Consider the following 17,767-nt stretch of genomic DNA (forward strand, 5'->3'; position numbering starts at 1 on the left):
CAGGAAACCTGCACCATGGACTTACAGACAGAACTCGTGATCGTCGGCGGCGGCCTGGCCGGCTTTTGCGCGGCCCTGGAGGCCGCCCGGGCCGGCCACGAAGTCATCCTGCTCGAGAAACAGGCCGAAACCGGCGGTTCATCCGCGATGAGCGGCGGCTGCCTGGCGTTCGCCGGCACCGACCTGCAGCGCGCGAACGGGATCGAGGATTCCAGCGAGCTATTGTTCAACGACCTGCGCGAAGTGGGACAGTTCGAAAACGATGAGGCGCTGGTGCGCGTATATGCGGACAAGCAGCTCGACACCTATGAATGGCTGAAACAGGCGGGCGTCCAATTTGGCGGGCATATCGAGGCATCGTCTGGCCAGTCGGTGCCGCGCGTGCACAACGTCGATCCGGCCGACACGGTGCGCATCATCGCCGCCCGCGCAAGAGAAACCGGCAAGGTCAGGGTGCTTGCGTCGACCGCCGCCCAGCGCTTGATACGCAACGCCGCAAGCGGGCGCGTCGAAGGCGTCACGGTGCTTCAGGACGGCGAGGCCTTTTCCGTGCGCGGCCGCTTGGGAGTGCTGCTTGCCAGCGGCGGCTTCTGCCGCAATGCCGAGCTGGTCCACAGATATGCGCCGCAATATGACGCGGCCGTATTCATCGGCGGCGAAGGCAATGTCGGCGATGGCCTGAAAATGGCCTGGCAGATAGGCGCGGACAACCGCGACATGATTTATATAAAAGGCACTTACGGCAAGCATCCGACCGACGAAACCAATCATCACAGCTGCCTGGCGGTGTACAAAGGCGCCATCGCCGTGAACCAGGACGGCAGGCGATTCGTCGACGAATCGATCTCGTACAAATTGCTGGGCGACGCCTGCATCCGCCAGCCCTATGGCGCCACCTATCAGATTCTCGACCGGAAAATACTCGAAAGCGGCGACAACCTCACGCGCATCCTCGACCTGGAGCGCCGGCTGGAAGAAGGCCTGATGATAGAAGCGGACACGCTGGAGCAATTGGCCGCCCTGATCGAGGTGCCCGCCCAGGCCCTGCTGGACACGGTCAACGCCTACAACGGCTACGTCAGCGCCGGCAGCGACCCGGAATTCGGGCGCCAGCACCTGGTTCACCAGTACGGCGACCTGGTGCGCATCGAGCAAGGGCCGTTCTACGCCTATCCTTCCACCGCGGCGGTTTTCGGCACTTATTGCGGCTTGTGCATAGACCCTGGCATGCGCGTGCTGGATGTCTACGGCGATGCGCTGGAAGGCCTGTACGCCGCCGGCGAAATCGTGGGAGGCCTGCACGGCGCGGCCTACATGACAGGGACGGCGCTGGGCAAAGCCGCCATTTTCGGACGCGTCGCCGCCCGCACGGCGATGGCCGCCGCAAGCCGCGAGGCTGCCTGATGCATATCGCCGTAATGATCGCCGGCATCGCCGACCCTAAACAGCCGCTGGCCCGGCCCGGCTCCGGCGACTGGGCCGACATCGTCGACGCGCCCACCACGCCTTTCAAGCTCAGCCCCTTCGATGAAGCGGCCCTCGAGACCGCCCTCAAATTCCGCGACCGGGACCCCGCCACCCTCATTACCGCGCTGGTGACCGATGGCTCCTGCGATCCCGCCCTGATGCGCTCCGTGGCCGCCTACCGCATCGACAGGGTCCTGGGCCTGCGCCCGCCGGCGGCGCAGCGCGGCAACCCCGCATGGCTCGCGCCGCAAGCGATGCTGGCCATGCAGATGCCGGACCAGCCCGTCGACCTCATCCTGATAGGGCGGGAACACGGCGATATGGACGACGGCATGAGCGCCGCGTACTTGGCCGAGTGCTGGGAGTGGCCTTTCGTCAGCCTGGCCCTGCATGCCCGCCGCGGCGATGACGGCAAGCTGCTGTTCGAACGCATCACAAGCGACGGGGGCGAAGCGATTGCCGTGCCGGCGCCGGCGTGCGCCAGCATCAGCAACGACAAGGACAATCGCCTGCGCCATCCCCTGATGAAAAACGTCATGCGGGCCAAACAGCAGCAGTTCACCGTCATAACGCCGCAGGCGCCCGACGCGGATGCCGGCGCCGTCCTGGCCCATTGCGAGCCGCCGCAGGCCGCCACGCGCGGCCAGGCCCCCTGCCGGATGCTGCAGGGCTCGGCCACCGAGCAGGCGCAGGCTTTGGCGTCCTACCTGAAAACCTGGCAGAACCCATCTGGATCCCATGCAAGCTCAAGCTGAATCGCCACGCGCCATCTATGCCCTCATACACACCGGCCCGGCCATGGCGGCCGCCGACTACGCGCCCCTGGAAACCGCAAGCGCCCTGGCGCGGCGCTGCCAAGGCAGCGCCCATGCATTGCTGGTCGGCGCGGCGCCGCAAGCCGCCATTGACCGCGCCCGGGAACTGGGCCTGGATACGGTATGGGTGGTCTCGGCCGGGGCCGCGCCCGAGCCGCTGCAATCGCAGCAGCTTGCCGATATCTTCGCGGCCAGCCTTGCGCGCGAAGGGCCGGTGGGCCATGCGCCCGACAGCCTTTTCCTCGTGGCCGCGGGTCCGGCCGGCGAAGAACTCGCCGGCCGGCTGGCCGCGCGCCTGAAGGCGGTGCCGCTGGGGAAGTGCAAGCATTTCGAGTTCGACGCCGCGGGGCGCATGTCTGTCCAGCGGGCCGCTTTCGGCGGGCGCCTGGATATGACCCTGGCCTGCCGGCGCGGCCCCTTCGTGGCGGCAGTCAGAAAGCTCGACGACGCCGCCCAAGGCCAGCCGCAGGACAGCCACGCCACCGCCGTTTGCCATATTTCCCCCGCCGTGCCGCTGCGCCCGGCTTACCCGGCCAGCGCCACGGCGCGCGCCGAGCAGCAGGCCAGTCTCGACGGCGCAAAACTGGTGGTGGCCGGCGGCCGGGGCATGGGCGGCGCGGACGGCTTCGCGGCCTTGTATGAATTGGCCGCCAGGCTCGAAGGCGCGGTCGGCGCCAGCCTGCCCGCCATCGATGCCGGCTGGGCTCCCGTCGCGCGGCAGGTGGGCCAATCAGGCAAATATGTGGCGCCGGAAATCTACCTGGCCATCGGCATTTCCGGCACTCCCCAGCATATGGCCGGCATCGCCCCCCACACCAGAATCATCGCCGTCAACAAGGATCCCGATGCCGGCATATTCCAGGCGGCGCAGATCGGCGTGGTCGCCGACTGGCAGGAATTCCTGCCGGCGTTGATAAGCGCCTGGGACGGCGCGCCGCATTGAGCGGCGCCTGGTCCGGGATCCCCGCCGTGGCCGCGGCGGCCCGGCCGAGTATTCGAAAAATTCGAATAGCGCTTTCAGGCCAGGCGATTGCCGCGGCCATGGCCGGGCTATAGAATTTTTTGACTGCTGGAACGCGCCCTGTTCGTACCATGCATACCCACAATAATTATCTACCGAGAGAGAGGCAGCCAAATGGACAAGAACCCTTCAACGCCGCGCCGCGCCGCCCTGCGGCGCATGGCCTGCGCCATGCTCGCGCTGGCTCCCATCGCGGCGGCAACGCCCGCATGGGCGCAGGACTTTCCCGCCCACCCCATCACCATCATCGTGGGCTATCCGCCCGGCGGCTCCAACGATATCGTGGCGCGCCTCGTCGCGCCCGCGCTGGGCGAGGCGCTGGGAACCACGATCGTGGTGGAGAACAAGGCCGGCGCCAACGGCATGATAGGCGCGGGCCATGTAGCCAAGGCCAAGCCCGACGGCTACACCCTGCTTCTGTCGAGCGCCAGCCCGGTGGTACTGTCTCCCCAGACCATGAGCAAGCCGCCATTCAACGCGACGGCCGACCTCGCCGCAATCAATACGGTGGGCCTGACGCCCGAGGCGATCGCCGTCGGCCCCAACCTCAAGGTAAAGAGCCTGAAGGAACTGCTGGACCTCGCGCGCGGCAAGCAGGTGACGATGTCGTCCTCGGGCGCCGGCGGCCTTCCCCACCTGACGATAGAATTGCTCAAGCAGGCGTCCAAAGGCAATATAGTCCATGTGCCCTATAAGGGAGCCGGCCCGGCCGTCACCGATACCCTGGCCGGGCATGTCGACGGCATCGTCATGGACCTGCCCCCTCTGTATGCCCTGATCAAGGACGGGCGCCTGAACGCCCTTGCCGTCACCAGCGAAAAACGCGTGAGCTTTCTCGCCAGTGTCCCGACGGCCCAGGAGGAACTGCCCGGCTTCAATGTCGTCAATTGGGTAGGCATATTCGCCCCCGCCGGCACCCCGCCCGAAATCCTTGCGCGAGTGGACGCCGCCATCAAGAAAGCCATCGCCCGGCCGGAGGTCAGGCAACAGCTCGAGAATGTCGCCGTGGTGCCTTCCGTGATGGGCGGCCCGGCCGAATTCCAGGCCTTCTTCGGCCAGGAATTCAAGCGCTGGGGCGCCGTCATCAAGGAAGCCGGCGTGGCCATGACCAATTGATGGCGGCCGCGGCGTAAAACGCCGCGCCCTTGCCCGGCAGGCTATGGATGCGCGAAGACCACGCTATCCGTGGTTTCGATCTTGCAGAAGCGCGCCAGGCTCTGGATGGAATTGGCGTGCTCTTCGGCGCTGTGGGCGGCGCAGGCGTCTTCCAGCACTATCACTTCGTAGTCCCTGTCGTGGGCTTCGCGCACCGCCGCCTGCACCACCGCCTGGGTGGAAACGCCGGAGCAATAAATGCGCTCCACGCCTTGCGCCCGCAACTGCGCCTGCAGCGTCGTGGAATAAAACGGGCTGACCCTATGCTTGACCATATCGATGTCGGCGGGCAGCTTCTCGAGGCCGGGATGGATTTCCGTGCCCCATGAGCCCAGCTTGAACAAGCCGTGCTGGGGCGCAGCGGAGAACACCGGCGAGCCGGCCGGGCATTCGTGATAGTCGGGCGAGAACCCCACCCGCACAAAGCCGACCAGCACGCCGGCCTGGCGCGCCTTCTGGATGGCGCCGGCCGTCCTGGCGACGACTTGCCGCTGGCGCACCTGTTCGCCCAAAGGGCCTTTGGCGCTGGGACCGTCATCGTGCACCAGATCGTTTTCCATATCCAGGACCAGGTAAATTGAACGAGGCTGTCGCATAATATTGATACTCACAATGGGTTGGTTAAAAAAAGAAACTTCAATCGCACCAGATGCCGCCGTTGACGTCCAGCGTTTCCCCGGTAATGAACGAGGACTGCGGCGCCGCCAGGAAAAGCACCGCCGCGGCGACCTCCTCGGCGCTTCCCATGCGCCCGGCCGGGATCAGGTCGCGCAATGACTGCGGGAAATTGCTCGTCATGGCCGAGGCGACCGGACCCGGCGCCACCGCGTTGACCGTGACGCCGGAACTGGCCAGTTCCTTGGCAAGAAAAGCCGTCATGATATGCACGCCGGCCTTGGACACACCATAAGCCACATTGCTCGCGCGCTCCTGCTCGCGGGGGTCCAGCCACGGCCGGGGGTTGCCGCCATTCTTGCCGATGACGGAGCCCAGATTCACGATGCGGCCGAACCCCTGGCGCCGCATATGGGGCATGGCGGCCTGGCAGCACAGAAAAGTGCCCTTGAGGTTGATCGCCATCACCCTGTCCCATTCCTGCTCGGCCAGATGCTCGGCGCTGCCCATGGACACCACCCCGGCGACGTTGACCAGGATGTCCAGGCGCCCGAAGCGCTGGATGATATCGTCGACGCAGCGCAGCACATCGGCGCGCCGGGTGACATCCAGCGCGACGCGCTCTATGGGCGCCGGCGCGGCGCCGCCGGCGGCGGGAGCATCGGCCACGGAGATGTCGGCGGCCGCCACTTGGGCGCCGCATCCGGCCAGGGCCTCGGATACGGCCCGGCCTATCCCGCCCGCGCCGCCCGTCACGAGCGCCACCCGCCCGCTCAAAAGCTCAGTACTGTACATAAAAAAAACCTTTCCTCTCCGATGATGGATGCCTGCGCCGCGGCAGGCGGGCGCGCCGCCCTACAGTTGCATGGCCTTTCCGATATGGCCGTCGATTGCCGCCTGCCACGCCGCCCCGGCGGCGGACTCGAGGCCCGCGTACCGGTAGCATTCGAAAAACTTCGCCCTTGTGGAATCCCTGTCCATGCGCAGGTCTCCAGGCGCGTAGCGCCAGGTGCTGGCGCGGCCGCCCTCGTGCTCCAGAGTCAGCACAGCCGGCGGATGGCCGGGATTGTCCGGCAGGGTTTCTTCGACGCCGATGCGGTCGGCCATATCCAGCACCTGCGGGTCCCGCATCGCGCCTTCGCCCAGCCCGTCGAGCGAGGGCGCGCCGCGCACCAGGGCGAACGCCGTCATGAACGGAATGCTGTACTTCGCATCCTGCAAGGTGAGCGGGCGCCGGCGCTGCGGCAGGGGGCGGCAAAGCCGCGCCGCCGACGCATTGACGGCCACGCGCGCGCGCAGGATGGCGCCGGACTGCTGCGCCGCGCGGGCGGCCAGCGCGACCGCCACATAAGGGTGCGACAGGCGGCAGCTGGGCCAGGGCTTGATGTCCACGGCGCCGCAATGCCATGCGGAAAAGTCCAGCAGCGCGGCGCGCTGCTCGGGCTGCAATTGCCCGCCCAGGTAGATGCGGAACAGGCCCGCCGCGCCGTCCAGCGCGCCTTCCGGCCCGGTCAGGCCGGCTCGCGCCAGGAAGGCCGCCTGCAAGCCGCCTTGCGCGGCGAAAGCCGGATAGACGGCGCGCGCCGTGGCGCCGGTGCCGAACCCGGCCTGCTTGCCGCCCGCGGCCTGCATATAGGCCAGGCCTATGGCCGATACCAGGGCGTCCTGCGACAGGCCCAGGGCCAGCCCGGCGGCGACACTGGCCGCCACATAGCCGAACAGCTGGGTCAGGAACCATTCCGAGCCCGGCCCCTCGCCCTGCGGGGCGCAGACCACGCCCAGACGGCAGATCAGCTCGGTGGCCAATGCCACGGCCTCCACCAATGCCTCGTCCGAAGCGCCGGCCGTCTCGGCGGCCGCCAGCGCCGCCGGCAAGACCACCGCGCCGGGGTGCAGGCGACCGACATCGTGGATATCGTCGTAATCCAGGATATGGATCAGCGCGGCATTGATATAGGCCGCGGCGGCGGGCGCCGCCTTGCCCCCGCCTATCAGCCGGCAAGAGCCGGCCCCCGACAACAGGCCCTGGGCCGCCATGACCTGCCCGGCCAGCGCGGTCGAACGCGCCGCCGCGCCTATGCCCAGGGCATCGGCGATATGCAGGCGCGTGCTTTCCAGCACGGCGGGCGGCAGGCCTCGCTGGCGGGCGCGCAGCAGGCTTTGCACTATTGCAGCGCTAAGGGAAATATCCATTTCTTCTCCGGGGCCGGCGCAGCCCTTCACTTCGAATCCGTTCACTTCGAATCCGCGATATGATTGGCGGCCAGACGGCCGAATACCAGCCCCTTGAGCACGGAAGTCGCGCCCGTGTAATTGGTGTAGTACATGCCCACGGTCTCGCCGGCCGCGTACAGATTCGCCATGGGCAGGCCGTCGGTATCGAGCACCTGGCCGGCCGCGTTGATCTTCAAGCCGCCGAAAGTGAAGACATTGGACGAAATAATAGGATAAGCAATAAAAGGCCCCCGCGCCAGCGGCCGCGCCCAGTTGGACTTCGGCGGAGCCAGGTCCCGGGTGGCCAGGCCGTCGGGATGCAGCGGGTCGTATTTGCCGTCGGCGGGGCAGCTGGCGTTGTAGCGCGCCACGGTTTCGGCCAGGGCCCCGGCCGGCAGGCCCAGCTTTTCCCCCAAGGCGTCGAGCGTGGCGCCTTCGATCGCGGGCTGGTCCGTGCGTATGGCCAGGCGATAGTTCGGCACTTCCTTCACGCCCTGGTCCAGGATCACGTAGGCAATGCCTTCTTCCTGCTCATAGATGCGCCGCGTGACCCGCTCGTACCAGGCGTCCACCGTCCCCGGCGCCTCGTCGGCGAAGCGCCGGCCGCTCTTGTTGACCAGTATTCCATAGGGGAAAATGAACACCGCCGGTTCGGAGATCCCGGACCGCGGATCCACCGGTTCCGCGTGGTAGCTGCCGAATTCGCCGCAGGGCGCCGCTCCGGCTTCCAGCGCCATCTCTATGCCTTCGCCGCGGTTGTAGTAGCCGCCTTTGCAGACCGGCCGCAGGTATACCGAACGCGGGCCCAGGTACTTGGCCAGCAGCGCCGGGTTGCCCTCGAAGCCGCCCGACGCCAGCACCACGGCGCCCTTGAAGCGTATGCTGTCCGCGCCTTGCCGCCGGCCCAGCAGGCCTTCCACTTGCGCGTTCCCGTCCAGCAGCAGGCGGCGCGCCGTCGTGTTGTAGAAGAACTCCGCCCCCAGTGCTTCGGCCCGGGCGGCCAAGGCATCGACCAACGCCTGGCCGCCGCCGACCGGCAAGAGCCTGGGCTGGGTCTTGGTCAGGAAGGCCGTCGGCAGGAAATCGAACTTGACGCCCATACCCTGCAGCCAGCGTATGGTGCCCGGCACCTGTTCGGCAAAGCTGCCGATCAGGTCTGAATCGGGCAGGGCCAGGGAGCGGGTGATGTGCGACCAGGATGCCTGGTCCTGCGCCATCTCCGCGGTCATGTCGGGATCGACGTAAGGACCGACATTCTCGGCGAGGTGGGTTTCGAAATCGTCCGACACCTGGTCTATCGCCTTCATCCTCAAATAGGCTTCGGTGTACCGGCTTTGGCCGCCGCGTTCCTGCCTGGACGCGCGCTCGAGCACCGCCACTTTCAGGCCGCGCTCGGCCGCCGCCACGGCCGCCGACAAGCCAGCCACGCCGCATCCCGCCACCACCACATCAAAAGACTTTTCCATTGCTCCACCCTGTAGAATATTCATTGCCGCAACGCACGGTACACTTGAAGAGTGTAGGATCTGGCGTCCAATTCAGTTAGGCATTCGCGCCTAATGATCTATTAGAAAAAAGTGAAAGGAGACCTATGGACAGGCTGTGGGGGATGGAAGTGTTTATCCGCGTCATGGAATGCGGCAGCTTTTCGCGCGCCGCCGAATCGCTGGACCTGGCCAACGCCACGGTGACCTCCAGCCTGCGCAATCTCGAAAAACACCTGGGCGTGACGCTGATCCAGCGCAACACCCGGCACCTGCACCTTACCGAAGAGGGCCGCCAGTTTCTGCCGCGCTGCCAGGAGATCCTGAAAGCCGTCGCCCAGGCCGAGTCGGACGTCAAGACCAGCGCCAGCGACATCGCCGGGCCGCTGCGCATAGAAGCGCCCTTCGCCATCGGGCAGAGCCTGATCTGCCCCGCGCTGGTCGAATTCACCAAGCTTCATCCCGGCCTGTCGGTGTCGGTGACCCTGACCAACCATCCGCAGAAGCTGATAGAGCGCGGCACGGACGTGGCCATACGCATGGACCGCATCGAGGACGCCGATCTGGTCGGGCGCCCGGTCTACGAAGCCAGGCATGTGGTGTGCGGCGCGCCGGCCCTGGTCGCAGCCATGCAGGCGCCGCATCCGCGGGACATCGACCCCAGGCGCTGCCTGGGCCTGTTCGAAGAGGGGCACACCACGCCCTTTCCCTGGCTTTTCAAGCAGGCGGATGACGAGGTCGTCATCCGCCCGCAGGGCGCGCTGAATTTCAACAATACCCAGGCGCTGATCCAGGCGGCGCTCCAGGAAGTGGGCCTGATCTATGTGCTGGATATTTTCGTGGCGGACCTGATCCACGAGGGCAAGCTCGTCGATCTGTGCCCCGGCTGGGATACGAAGCTGCGGACTTTCCACGCCGTGACCGTGAAGTCGCGCTTCACCTCGCCCAAGGTCAGGGCATTCATCGATTACCTGCTGGAAGTTTTCGATGCCCGCCGCCGGCCCAGCGTCAAGACTTTGGTAGAAGTGGGTCCAGGCCGTAAAACGAAAAAATCTCGTTGACCCGGTCCATCTCCGGCAGCTTGTGGTAATACCCTTTCCTGCAGGTTCTGGTGCCGCAGAATTTGCGCAGGTCGGCCATGGCCTCGGCCTGCTTGATCCATGTCGCCAGCGAATCCAGGACGGGCACGCCATCGACCTGCGACACGCCGTTCTGCGCCAGCAGAATGTTCATGGGCGCCTCCCCCGGAATGATCACCTCGGCGCCTCTGGCTATCAATGACCGCGCGGCGTCGCGAAAGCGTTCGATCAGTTCGCTGGGGTCGTCGAAGCCCTTCAGCACGTCGTTGAAGGAGAATCCGACCGGCATCGCCCCCGCGAAACGCGAGGCCAGCCCGTGGCCGTGGGCGTTCTCGGCTATCAGTTCGTTCATGTCGTCGATGAACACCAGCACGCCGAACTTGCGCCCCAGCATGCAGGCCGTCAGCATGGCCGACTCGCCGTAGGCCACCACGGGAATGTCGACCAGGCCGCGTATCTCGCGCAAGGCGGGCTCCGGCAAGGTGCTGATGGCGTAGACATCATAGTCCTGGCGTTCGGCCTCCACGGCGGCCATTACGAACTGAAGCCCGTGTATATATTGAAGCGCCACATGCCGGATATCCGAACCCGGATAATTGGAGCGGTACGTGCCCGGATGCATGCCATGCAGGTCGATCTCGGTGCCCGGCCGCGCCACCCGCGCGAAATGCGCCTTGAGCGCGTCATGATAGACGCCCAGGTCGTCCAGTACCGTAAAGCTTTGATGCCAAATTTTCATAAATACACCGAATTTTGAGTTGAGGAATTGCGGCCGCTCCCGGCCTTAGTTGATCTGGACTTTGGCGTGGCGCACGACCTGGGCCCATTTGTCGATTTCCGTCTTGAAAAAGGCCTGGAATTCGGCGGGCGGCGACCCCACCGGCTCCGCCCCGACGCCGCGCAGCGTGCCGCTGACTTGCTCTGTCTCGAGGGCGGCGGCGGCCGCCTCGCGCAGCCGGCCTATGACTTCGGGCGGGGTGCCGGCGGGCACGAACAGGCCGAACCACGACGTCGCGTCATAGCCGGGCACCCCCGCTTCGTCCAGCGCCGGTATGTCCGGCGCCGCCGGCGAACGCCGCTTGCTGCTTACCGCAAGGGCGCGCAGCTTGCCGGCCTCGACCAAGGGCAAAGTCGTCATGATGTTGTCGAAAGTGAGCGGCACTTGTCCGCCCAGCACGTCCGCCATGGCCGGCGCGGCGCCGCGGTAAGGCACATGGGTGAGCGTGATGCCGGCGCGGCTGGCGAGCAACTCGGTGAACAGGTGCGCTCCCGAACCGTTGCCCGCGCTGGCATAGTAGATGGGATGGTCGCCGCCGGCCTTCCCGGCCGCGATCAGGTCGCCCACCGACCGCAGCGGCGACGAAGGATTGACGACCAGCAGGAAGGGCGCCGACGACAGCTGGGTGACCGGACTGAAATCGCGCACCGCGTCGTAGCCGGGGTTCTTGTACAGGCTGCCATTGATCGCAAGCGAAATCGTGCCGAACAAGACCGTGTAGCCATCGGGGGCGGCCTTGGCCACGGTGCCCGAGGCGATATTGCTTGCGGCGCCCGGCTTGTTTTCGACAACGATGGGCTGGCCCAGTTGCAAGGACATGCCTTCGGCGATGGAGCGCGCGGCGACGTCCGAGGCCCCCCCTGCGGGAAACCCCACGACCAGCCGTATGGGCTTCTGCGGATAGCCGGCGGTCTGGCCGGCGGCCATGGAGGCCAGCGACACCAAGGCCAAGGCCACGGCCAGTCCCGATTTAATGCCTTTCATACATCTCTCCTGAACGATATGCTGGTTTGAATTCTGCACGCTGCCAGGCGATGCGAACACTGGAAAAACTCGAAGAAGCTATTCATTTAACTTGAATGATCGGCCTCGGCAAGGCGGGAAATATTCGGTTTTTTCAAAAGCAGCATTCGGCCGCGGCGCTTGATCGCGCCATCCGGCGCCGCCAGAATAAGCCGCATAACATCATTTCCATAATGGAGACCATCATGGCCAAGCGCTGGCTCGCCACACTCTTTTCCCTTGCCGCCCTGTCTCTTTGCCTGGGGGCGGCGCAGGCCCGGGCGGCGCCCTACCCGGACAAGCCGATACGCATCATCGTTCCCTTTGCCGCGGGCGGCAGCACGGACATCCTGGCCCGCATGGCGGCCGCGACCATCGGGTCCGCCCTGAAGAAGCCGGTCGTGGTGGAAAACCGCGCCGGGGCCAGCGGCAACATCGGCATGGAAGCCGTCGCGCGGGCGGCGCCGGACGGCTACACGCTGCTGTTCACCAGCACCAATCTCACGCTCAATCCGTCGGTCATCCAGCATGTGCCCTATGACCCCGTCAAGGATTTCTCGGGCGTGACCATGCTGGCGTTCGCGCCCATGCTGCTCATCACCCGCCCCGACTTCGCCGGCAATACGCTGCCGTCGCTGATCAAGTACGGCCTCGATCATCCGGGGGAGCTGAATTTCTCCAGCAGCGGCGCGGGCGGCGCGCCCCACCTGGCGGGCGAAATGCTCAAGATACGCAAGGGCATAGACATGACCCACGTCCCGTACAACGGCGCGGCGCCCGCCATCACCGATATCGTGGCGGGACAGGTCCAGATGACTTTCACGACTTACGTCTCGGCCCAGGCCATGCTCAGCGCCCACAGGCTCAAGGCGCTGGCCGTGGCCAGCAAGCAGCGCCTTCCCGTGCTGCCCGACGTGCCCACCTTCGCCGAAGAAGGCCTGGATGATTTCGAGATAGGCACGATGTTCGGCCTGCTTGCCCCCAAGGGCACTCCCGAACCGGTGATCCAGGCCCTGTATGGCGCCATCAGGCAGGCCTCCGCCAGCCCGGACTTCCAGAAGAAAATCATCGAGCAGGGAGCCAGCGTGGTCGTCAACACGCCCGCCGAATACGACAGCTATATACGCGAAGACGTCGGCAAATGGTCCAAGCTGATCAAGCAGATAGGCAAGGTGTCGGGAAACTAGCCCCAGCCGGCGAGGGCCGCCATCCCGCCCGCCCGGGGCCGGTATAATCCCGCGCTATGGTGACATTCTCGATCGGACAATGGCGGGCATGGGCGCCGGAAATGCGCGATGCGGAAAGCTGGATGCAATGGGCCCATAACCCTTATTGTCCACTGAGCGATCACGAATCCCCCTCACTGGATTTCCTGACCCCTGTGCAAAGACGCCGCCTCAGCCCCATGGCACGGATGGTGTTCGACTGCGCCTGGCCGCTGGCCGACAACCGGCCGCCCATACCCTTGGTCTTTGCCTCGCAGCATGGCGAAACCACGCGCAGCTTCGCCCTGCTGCAGGCGATGGGGCGCCATGAAGGCCTGTCGCCCACCTCCTTCGGATTATCCGTGCATAATGCCATTGCCGGCATGTGGTCGAAAGCGCGGGGCGGCAAGGCCGAATCCATCGCGCTGTCGGTCAACCGGGACGGCCTGGAGTATGCCTTCATGGAAGCCGCCTTCCTTCTGCGCCGCGGCGCGCGCGCCGCGCTGGTGGTGCTGGCCGAAGAACGCCCTCCGCCCGCCTACATGCCATGGATAGAAGATGTGCCGTTTTCCTATGCCGTCGCCTTTCGCATAGAACGCGGCATGCAATGGCGCCTGGAGCGGGACCAGGGCGAACCGCAGGGCTCGCCGCTTTGGCCCAACGCGCTGAATTTCGTGCGCCACCTGTGCCTGGGTTCCGCGTCGCTGCGCAACGCCGGCGCGGATCGCCAGTGGCTCTGGACACGGAATTCATGAACGCCGCGCGCCCCCTGCCCGGCACCGGCGGCTGGCCGCCATGACGACACAACAAGGAGCTACCATGGACCTTTTCCTGCAAGCCGCAATCGAACAAGCCAGGCTAGGCCTCGCCGAAGGCGGCATCCCGATCGGATCGGTGATCGTGCACAAGAACCGCATCATCGGCAGAGGACACAATCGGCGCGTGCAGAAAGGCAGCGCCATCCTGCATGGCGAGATGGACGCCTTCGAAGACGCCGGGCGCCAGCCGGCCAGCGTGTACCGCGAGTCGGTGCTCTACACCACCTTGTCGCCCTGCGCCATGTGCAGCGGCGCCATTCTTCTGTATGGCATTCCGCGCATCGTCATTGGCGAAAACCAGACCTTCATGGGCGAGGAAGCGCTGCTGCGCTCGCGCGGCGTGCAGGTGGAAGTGCTGCAGGACTCCCACTGCCTGGAACTGATGCGCGCCTTCATCGCCGCCAAGCCCGAGCTCTGGAACGAGGACATCGGCGTTTGACCACGAGCCCAAGCGCAAGCCCCGCCCTTCAGGGCATTACTCCTCGTCCTGATCCGGCAGCTTCAACAGGCCGCTATGAAAGTCGTACTCATAGACTTCCCCGTAGCGTCCCCATTCTATGGCCACTTCCAGCACATGCTTGGCCTCGTCCGCTTTCATGAACTGTTCCAGAAGGTCGAGAAACGGCTTTTCAGGCAGCGCGCCGCTAGCTTCCTGCTCCAGCTTCTGGCGGATGCGGCCGGCCAGCGCGACATGCGTCAACAACTGCTGGCCGAAGATTTCCTGGCGCAGCGTCTGCTCCGCGGCGGCGTAGCGCTGCCCTAGCGGAGTCAATGCAATGTCGCCCTTCTCGACATAGGCCAGGCCCAGCAAGCCAAGCGCTTCGTAGGTAGGGAACAGCTCCTCGTCGGGCAGCTCCGCCTGGTCGGCGAGCTGAGGCAGATCGGCGCGGCCGTTGAACGGCGCCCCCGCCAGCAAATCGATGACGCCCGCCATGTGGCTGACATTGCTGCGAGGCAAGCGATAGCCCGGATGCACGGCGGCGGCCGCGACGGCTCCCTGCGCCGGACGCGCCGTCATCAAGCCATACACTTCGTCCACCAGCGCGCGGACTTCAGCCGCATCCGCGCTGCGCGGCCGCTGCAGGCTTATCCTGATTTCATTGCGTATCCGCCCGGGCGCGCTCGACAGGATGATGATGCGGTCGGCCATCATGACGGCCTCTTCAATATTATGCGATACGATCAGCATGCCCTTGGTGGGAATCTGGTGGCTATTCCACAGATCCAGGATGTCGTCGCGCAGCGTTTCGCCGGTCAGCACATCCAGCGCCGAGAAGGCTTCGTCCATCAACAATACATCGGGATTCGTCACCAGGGCCCGGGCGATGCCCACCCGCTGGCGCATGCCGCCCGACAGTTCGCGCGGCAAGGCGCCGCCGAAACCCGCCAGGCCCATCAGCTCCAGCATCGCGCCCGAGCGCCCGTCGCGCTCCCGCGGCGGCATGCCCTGCGCTTCGAGGCCCAGCTCGACATTCTGCTGCACGGTCAGCCAGGGGAACAGCGCAAATGACTGGAACACCATGGCTATGCCCGGCACCGGGCCACGAACCGCCGCGCCGCGGTAGCTGGCCGTGCCGGCATCCGCGGCCAGCAGGCCGGCCATGATCCGCAGCAGGGTCGACTTGCCGGAACCGGACTTGCCAAGCAGCGCGACGATTTCTCCTTCGGCGAGGGAAAAATCGATATTCTCCAGGACCGGGCGCGGCGCCCCGTCGGCGCTCCGGAATGACTTGGCGACGCCATCCAGCTGCAGCAGCACATTCGTACTCATGATTCTTCCTCGACACCTCAACGGACCCGATTTTCAGCCAATATATACAGCCTGCGCCAGAAGTAGCGGTTCAATACCATGACGAAGACGCACATCATGCCGATACCCAGCGCGATGCGATGGAAGTCCCCGGCATCGGTCATCTGCTTGATATAGCTCCCCAGTCCGTCGGCCACCAAAGTGGTCTTGCCCCAGCTGACGTATTCGGCGACGATGCTGGCGTTCCAGGAACCGCCGCTGGCCGTGATCGCGCCGGTCACATAGCTGGGAAACACGGCGGGCAGGTAGACCCGCTTCCACCGGAGCCAGCCGCGCAGGCCCAGGCTGTCGGCGGCCAGGCGCAAGTCGTTCGGGATGGCGGAGGCGCCGGCCGCCACATTGAACACGATATACCACTGGGTGCCAAAGATCATCAGCGGACTGAGCCAGACATTGGCATTGAGCTTGAATGCGAGCAGCACATACACCGCCAGGGGGAATATCAAATTCACGGGAAAGGCCGCCAGGAACTGGACCCAGGCCTGCGCCCGCCGGGAATAACGCGGGCGCAGGCCGACCCAGACGGCGACCGGCACCCACACGAGCGACGCCAGCCCGATCAGCAATACGACCCGCAACAGGGTGAGCAGGCCCAGCCCCGCCACCTGGACTACCTCGCGCCAGCCCACCTCGACATGGATGAAAACCGCGAGCCGCCAGCCGGCCGCCAGCGCCGCCAGCACCAGGAAAACCTCCCAGGCGCGCGCCAGCAAGGGGCCAAGCGCGGCCAGGCGCGGCGCGGCGGCGCTCGCGGGACCGAGGCTGAACCAGCCCAGCGCCGCTCGCAGCATCGCCCAGAAGCGCTCCGTCGAGGCGCGAACCCAGCTGCTGCGCCGCCCCCAATCGAGCAGCCAGGATTGCTGCGCGGTCTCGCCCTGGGTTTCTTCAAAGCGGAACTTGTCGGCCCACGCCAGCAGCGGGCGAAAGAACAGCTGGTCGTACAGCATGATGCCGATCAGCATGGCGCCGATGGCCCAGGCGATCGCCCGGCCGCTCTCGGCGGCGATGGCCACCGCGATGTAGGCGCCTATGCCGGGCAATTTGATATCCTGCCCGGCGACCGAAATGGCCTCGGCCGCCACCAGGAAGAACCAGCCGCCCGACATCGACATCATCATGTTCCATAGCAGCCCGGGCGTGGCGAAAGGCAGTTCCAGCCGCCAGAAACGCTGCCAGCCGGACAGGCGGAACACGCGCGCGGCTTCATTGAGCTCCTCGGGCACGGTGCGCATGGACTCATACAGGCTGAAAGTCATGTTCCAGGCCTGCGAAGTGAAGATCGCGAAGACGGCCGCGCATTCGACGCCCAGCGAGCTGCCCGGAAACAAGGCGATGAAGGGAGCGATCGTGATTGCCTGGAAACCGAGTATCGGCACCGACTGCAGGATATCCAGCAGGGGAATCATCAGTTTTTCGGCGGCGCGGTACTTGGCGGCGATCGCCGCGTACGCAAAGCAGAACAGCAGCGAGCAGGCCAGCGCCATGAACATGCGCAGAATGGTGCGCAGCAGGTAATACGGCAAGTAAATCGGGGAGAGCGAAATCGGGGTGGCCGCGCCCGCGATGAACGGCTGGTCCATTTGCGCGGCGCCGAATGCGAGCGCCGCCAGCACGGCCAGCACCAGAGGCAACAGCGCCCAATCCCAGCGGTTGGGCGCCGCCACCAGCCACGAGCGCCCCACTCGGCGCTGGCGAAACAGCTCGAACATCATGCGCTCCCAGGATAGTGCGCCGGCGAATTACCCCGCGATCTTCAGCGGCAGGGCGGTTTTATAAGACACTTGCTTGAGCGCGAAACTGGAACGGATCTTGTCGATGCCCGGGATAGGGGTGAGCTGGTCGAGGATAAAGCGCTCGAGCGCCGCGATATCGGCCACCGCCACGCGTATCAGGTAATCGGAATCGCCAGTCATTAGATAACACTCCATGACCTCGTCATGCGCGACGATGCGCTGCTCGAAGTTTGCCAATGCCTGCTTGTCCTGCGACTTCAGGCTGATGGAAATGAAGACGTTCAGTCCCAGGCCCAGGGCGGCCGCATCGGCCAGCGCCACATAGCGAACGATAATCCCCTGCGCTTCCAGCGCCTTGACCCGCGTCAAGCATGGCGAAGGCGACAAATGCACGCGCCGGGCCAGCTCGACATTGCTCAGCGAGCCGTCGCGCTGCAGCTCGTCGAGTATGCGGAGATCGATGGTGTCCAGTTTCATTGCGTCGATTTGATTTGTTTTTCGGCATTTCATGCCGAAACAATGGGGATTCACGCCTGATTTTAACAGCACATTCTTGCCGCGATCGCCCAGA

At 65.5% G+C, this 17,767-nt stretch carries 17 protein-coding genes; 8 read left to right on the forward strand and 9 right to left on the reverse strand.

Annotated elements, in window-relative coordinates:
• The first annotated feature begins 15 nt into the window (after positions 1–15).
• From BUB23_RS05150 to BUB23_RS05165, 4 genes are all read left to right on the forward strand, one after another.
• Positions 16–1,404 (forward strand): FAD-dependent oxidoreductase, encoded by a 1,389-nt coding sequence (locus BUB23_RS05150; RefSeq protein WP_073102193.1) that lies wholly within the window; start codon positions 16–18, stop codon positions 1,402–1,404.
• The gene (locus BUB23_RS05155) at positions 1,404–2,222 is read left to right on the forward strand and encodes a hypothetical protein (RefSeq protein ID WP_073102012.1); all 819 of its coding nucleotides are present in this window, start codon (positions 1,404–1,406) and stop codon (positions 2,220–2,222) included. Before BUB23_RS05150 ends, BUB23_RS05155 begins: the two co-directional genes overlap by 1 nt.
• Positions 2,206–3,225 (forward strand): electron transfer flavoprotein subunit alpha/FixB family protein, encoded by a 1,020-nt coding sequence (locus BUB23_RS05160; RefSeq protein WP_084135759.1) that lies wholly within the window; start codon positions 2,206–2,208, stop codon positions 3,223–3,225. Before BUB23_RS05155 ends, BUB23_RS05160 begins: the two co-directional genes overlap by 17 nt.
• 192 nt (positions 3,226–3,417) lie before the next feature.
• Positions 3,418–4,419, forward strand: a complete 1,002-nt coding sequence (locus tag BUB23_RS05165) for a Bug family tripartite tricarboxylate transporter substrate binding protein (RefSeq protein WP_073102013.1) — start codon at positions 3,418–3,420, stop codon at positions 4,417–4,419.
• 41 nt (positions 4,420–4,460) lie between these two features.
• Here BUB23_RS05165 and BUB23_RS05170 read toward each other — a convergent pair whose 3' ends face one another.
• Genes BUB23_RS05170 through BUB23_RS05185 form a run of 4 tightly spaced genes read right to left on the reverse strand, consistent with a single transcriptional unit; the run spans position 4,461 to position 8,753 of the window.
• Entirely contained in the window at positions 4,461–5,054 is a 594-nt protein-coding gene (locus BUB23_RS05170) for a cysteine hydrolase family protein (RefSeq protein ID WP_073102014.1), read from the reverse strand.
• 40 nt (positions 5,055–5,094) lie between these two features.
• Positions 5,095–5,868: an SDR family NAD(P)-dependent oxidoreductase gene (locus tag BUB23_RS05175; protein ID WP_073102015.1), complete on the reverse strand. Its 774-nt coding sequence runs from the start codon at positions 5,866–5,868 to the stop codon at positions 5,095–5,097.
• A gap of 60 nt (positions 5,869–5,928) precedes the next feature.
• Positions 5,929–7,266 (reverse strand): MmgE/PrpD family protein, encoded by a 1,338-nt coding sequence (locus BUB23_RS05180; protein ID WP_143160885.1) that lies wholly within the window; start codon positions 7,264–7,266, stop codon positions 5,929–5,931.
• 41 nt (positions 7,267–7,307) lie between these two features.
• Positions 7,308–8,753 (reverse strand): FAD-dependent oxidoreductase, encoded by a 1,446-nt coding sequence (locus BUB23_RS05185; RefSeq protein WP_073102017.1) that lies wholly within the window; start codon positions 8,751–8,753, stop codon positions 7,308–7,310.
• Between the two features lie 125 nt (positions 8,754–8,878).
• Here BUB23_RS05185 and BUB23_RS05190 point away from each other — a divergent pair, with 125 nt between their 5' ends.
• Positions 8,879–9,832 carry a LysR family transcriptional regulator gene (locus tag BUB23_RS05190; protein ID WP_073102018.1) on the forward strand — a complete coding sequence of 318 codons (954 nt, stop codon included), beginning with the start codon at positions 8,879–8,881 and terminating at the stop codon, positions 9,830–9,832.
• On the opposite strand, the gene BUB23_RS05195 is transcribed toward BUB23_RS05190, so the two are convergent.
• Positions 9,780–10,589, reverse strand: a complete 810-nt coding sequence (locus BUB23_RS05195) for an aspartate/glutamate racemase family protein (protein ID WP_073102019.1) — start codon at positions 10,587–10,589, stop codon at positions 9,780–9,782. The two genes, BUB23_RS05190 and BUB23_RS05195, sit on opposite strands and share 53 nt — an antisense overlap.
• 45 nt (positions 10,590–10,634) lie before the next feature.
• Positions 10,635–11,612, reverse strand: coding sequence for a tripartite tricarboxylate transporter substrate binding protein (locus BUB23_RS05200; protein ID WP_073102020.1), 978 nt, complete (start codon positions 11,610–11,612; stop codon positions 10,635–10,637).
• A 224-nt stretch (positions 11,613–11,836) separates the two neighbouring features.
• Between BUB23_RS05200 and BUB23_RS05205 the strand changes: the two genes are divergently transcribed.
• From BUB23_RS05205 to BUB23_RS05215, 3 genes are all read left to right on the forward strand, one after another.
• Entirely contained in the window at positions 11,837–12,817 is a 981-nt protein-coding gene (locus BUB23_RS05205; protein WP_073102195.1) for a Bug family tripartite tricarboxylate transporter substrate binding protein, read from the forward strand.
• A 122-nt stretch (positions 12,818–12,939) separates the two neighbouring features.
• Positions 12,940–13,590 carry a beta-ketoacyl synthase chain length factor gene (locus BUB23_RS05210; protein WP_245801165.1) on the forward strand — a complete coding sequence of 217 codons (651 nt, stop codon included), beginning with the start codon at positions 12,940–12,942 and terminating at the stop codon, positions 13,588–13,590.
• Between the two features lie 64 nt (positions 13,591–13,654).
• Positions 13,655–14,092: a nucleoside deaminase gene (locus BUB23_RS05215; protein WP_073102022.1), complete on the forward strand. Its 438-nt coding sequence runs from the start codon at positions 13,655–13,657 to the stop codon at positions 14,090–14,092.
• Positions 14,093–14,128: 36 nt separating this feature from the next.
• On the opposite strand, the gene BUB23_RS05220 is transcribed toward BUB23_RS05215, so the two are convergent.
• From BUB23_RS05220 to BUB23_RS05230, 3 genes are read right to left on the reverse strand one after another with little or no spacing between them, the layout of a single operon-like run.
• Entirely contained in the window at positions 14,129–15,424 is a 1,296-nt protein-coding gene (locus BUB23_RS05220) for an ABC transporter ATP-binding protein (protein WP_073102023.1), read from the reverse strand.
• 17 nt (positions 15,425–15,441) lie between these two features.
• Positions 15,442–17,172: an ABC transporter permease gene (locus BUB23_RS05225; RefSeq protein ID WP_073102024.1), complete on the reverse strand. Its 1,731-nt coding sequence runs from the start codon at positions 17,170–17,172 to the stop codon at positions 15,442–15,444.
• Between the two features lie 30 nt (positions 17,173–17,202).
• Positions 17,203–17,673, reverse strand: coding sequence for an Lrp/AsnC family transcriptional regulator (locus BUB23_RS05230; protein ID WP_073102025.1), 471 nt, complete (start codon positions 17,671–17,673; stop codon positions 17,203–17,205).
• Between the last annotated feature and the right edge of the window lie 94 nt (positions 17,674–17,767).

Source organism: Pollutimonas bauzanensis (genome assembly GCF_900129885.1).
Taxonomy (GTDB): domain Bacteria; phylum Pseudomonadota; class Gammaproteobacteria; order Burkholderiales; family Burkholderiaceae_B; genus Pollutimonas; species Pollutimonas bauzanensis.

What these genes read in the sequence shown, in the direction of transcription:
- BUB23_RS05150 (WP_073102193.1), top strand. Translation starts at nt 16, where the DNA reads ATGGACTTACAGACAGAACTCGTGATCGTCGGCGGCGGCCTGGCCGGC.
- BUB23_RS05155 (WP_073102012.1), top strand. Translation starts at nt 1,404, where the DNA reads ATGCATATCGCCGTAATGATCGCCGGCATCGCCGACCCTAAACAGCCG.
- BUB23_RS05160 (WP_084135759.1), top strand. Translation starts at nt 2,206, where the DNA reads ATGCAAGCTCAAGCTGAATCGCCACGCGCCATCTATGCCCTCATACAC.
- BUB23_RS05165 (WP_073102013.1), top strand. Translation starts at nt 3,418, where the DNA reads ATGGACAAGAACCCTTCAACGCCGCGCCGCGCCGCCCTGCGGCGCATG.
- BUB23_RS05170 (WP_073102014.1), bottom strand. Translation starts at nt 5,054, where the DNA reads ATGCGACAGCCTCGTTCAATTTACCTGGTCCTGGATATGGAAAACGAT.
- BUB23_RS05175 (WP_073102015.1), bottom strand. Translation starts at nt 5,868, where the DNA reads ATGTACAGTACTGAGCTTTTGAGCGGGCGGGTGGCGCTCGTGACGGGC.
- BUB23_RS05180 (WP_143160885.1), bottom strand. Translation starts at nt 7,266, where the DNA reads ATGGATATTTCCCTTAGCGCTGCAATAGTGCAAAGCCTGCTGCGCGCC.
- BUB23_RS05185 (WP_073102017.1), bottom strand. Translation starts at nt 8,753, where the DNA reads ATGGAAAAGTCTTTTGATGTGGTGGTGGCGGGATGCGGCGTGGCTGGC.
- BUB23_RS05190 (WP_073102018.1), top strand. Translation starts at nt 8,879, where the DNA reads ATGGACAGGCTGTGGGGGATGGAAGTGTTTATCCGCGTCATGGAATGC.
- BUB23_RS05195 (WP_073102019.1), bottom strand. Translation starts at nt 10,589, where the DNA reads ATGAAAATTTGGCATCAAAGCTTTACGGTACTGGACGACCTGGGCGTC.
- BUB23_RS05200 (WP_073102020.1), bottom strand. Translation starts at nt 11,612, where the DNA reads ATGAAAGGCATTAAATCGGGACTGGCCGTGGCCTTGGCCTTGGTGTCG.
- BUB23_RS05205 (WP_073102195.1), top strand. Translation starts at nt 11,837, where the DNA reads ATGGCCAAGCGCTGGCTCGCCACACTCTTTTCCCTTGCCGCCCTGTCT.
- BUB23_RS05210 (WP_245801165.1), top strand. Translation starts at nt 12,940, where the DNA reads ATGCAATGGGCCCATAACCCTTATTGTCCACTGAGCGATCACGAATCC.
- BUB23_RS05215 (WP_073102022.1), top strand. Translation starts at nt 13,655, where the DNA reads ATGGACCTTTTCCTGCAAGCCGCAATCGAACAAGCCAGGCTAGGCCTC.
- BUB23_RS05220 (WP_073102023.1), bottom strand. Translation starts at nt 15,424, where the DNA reads ATGAGTACGAATGTGCTGCTGCAGCTGGATGGCGTCGCCAAGTCATTC.
- BUB23_RS05225 (WP_073102024.1), bottom strand. Translation starts at nt 17,172, where the DNA reads ATGTTCGAGCTGTTTCGCCAGCGCCGAGTGGGGCGCTCGTGGCTGGTG.
- BUB23_RS05230 (WP_073102025.1), bottom strand. Translation starts at nt 17,673, where the DNA reads ATGAAACTGGACACCATCGATCTCCGCATACTCGACGAGCTGCAGCGC.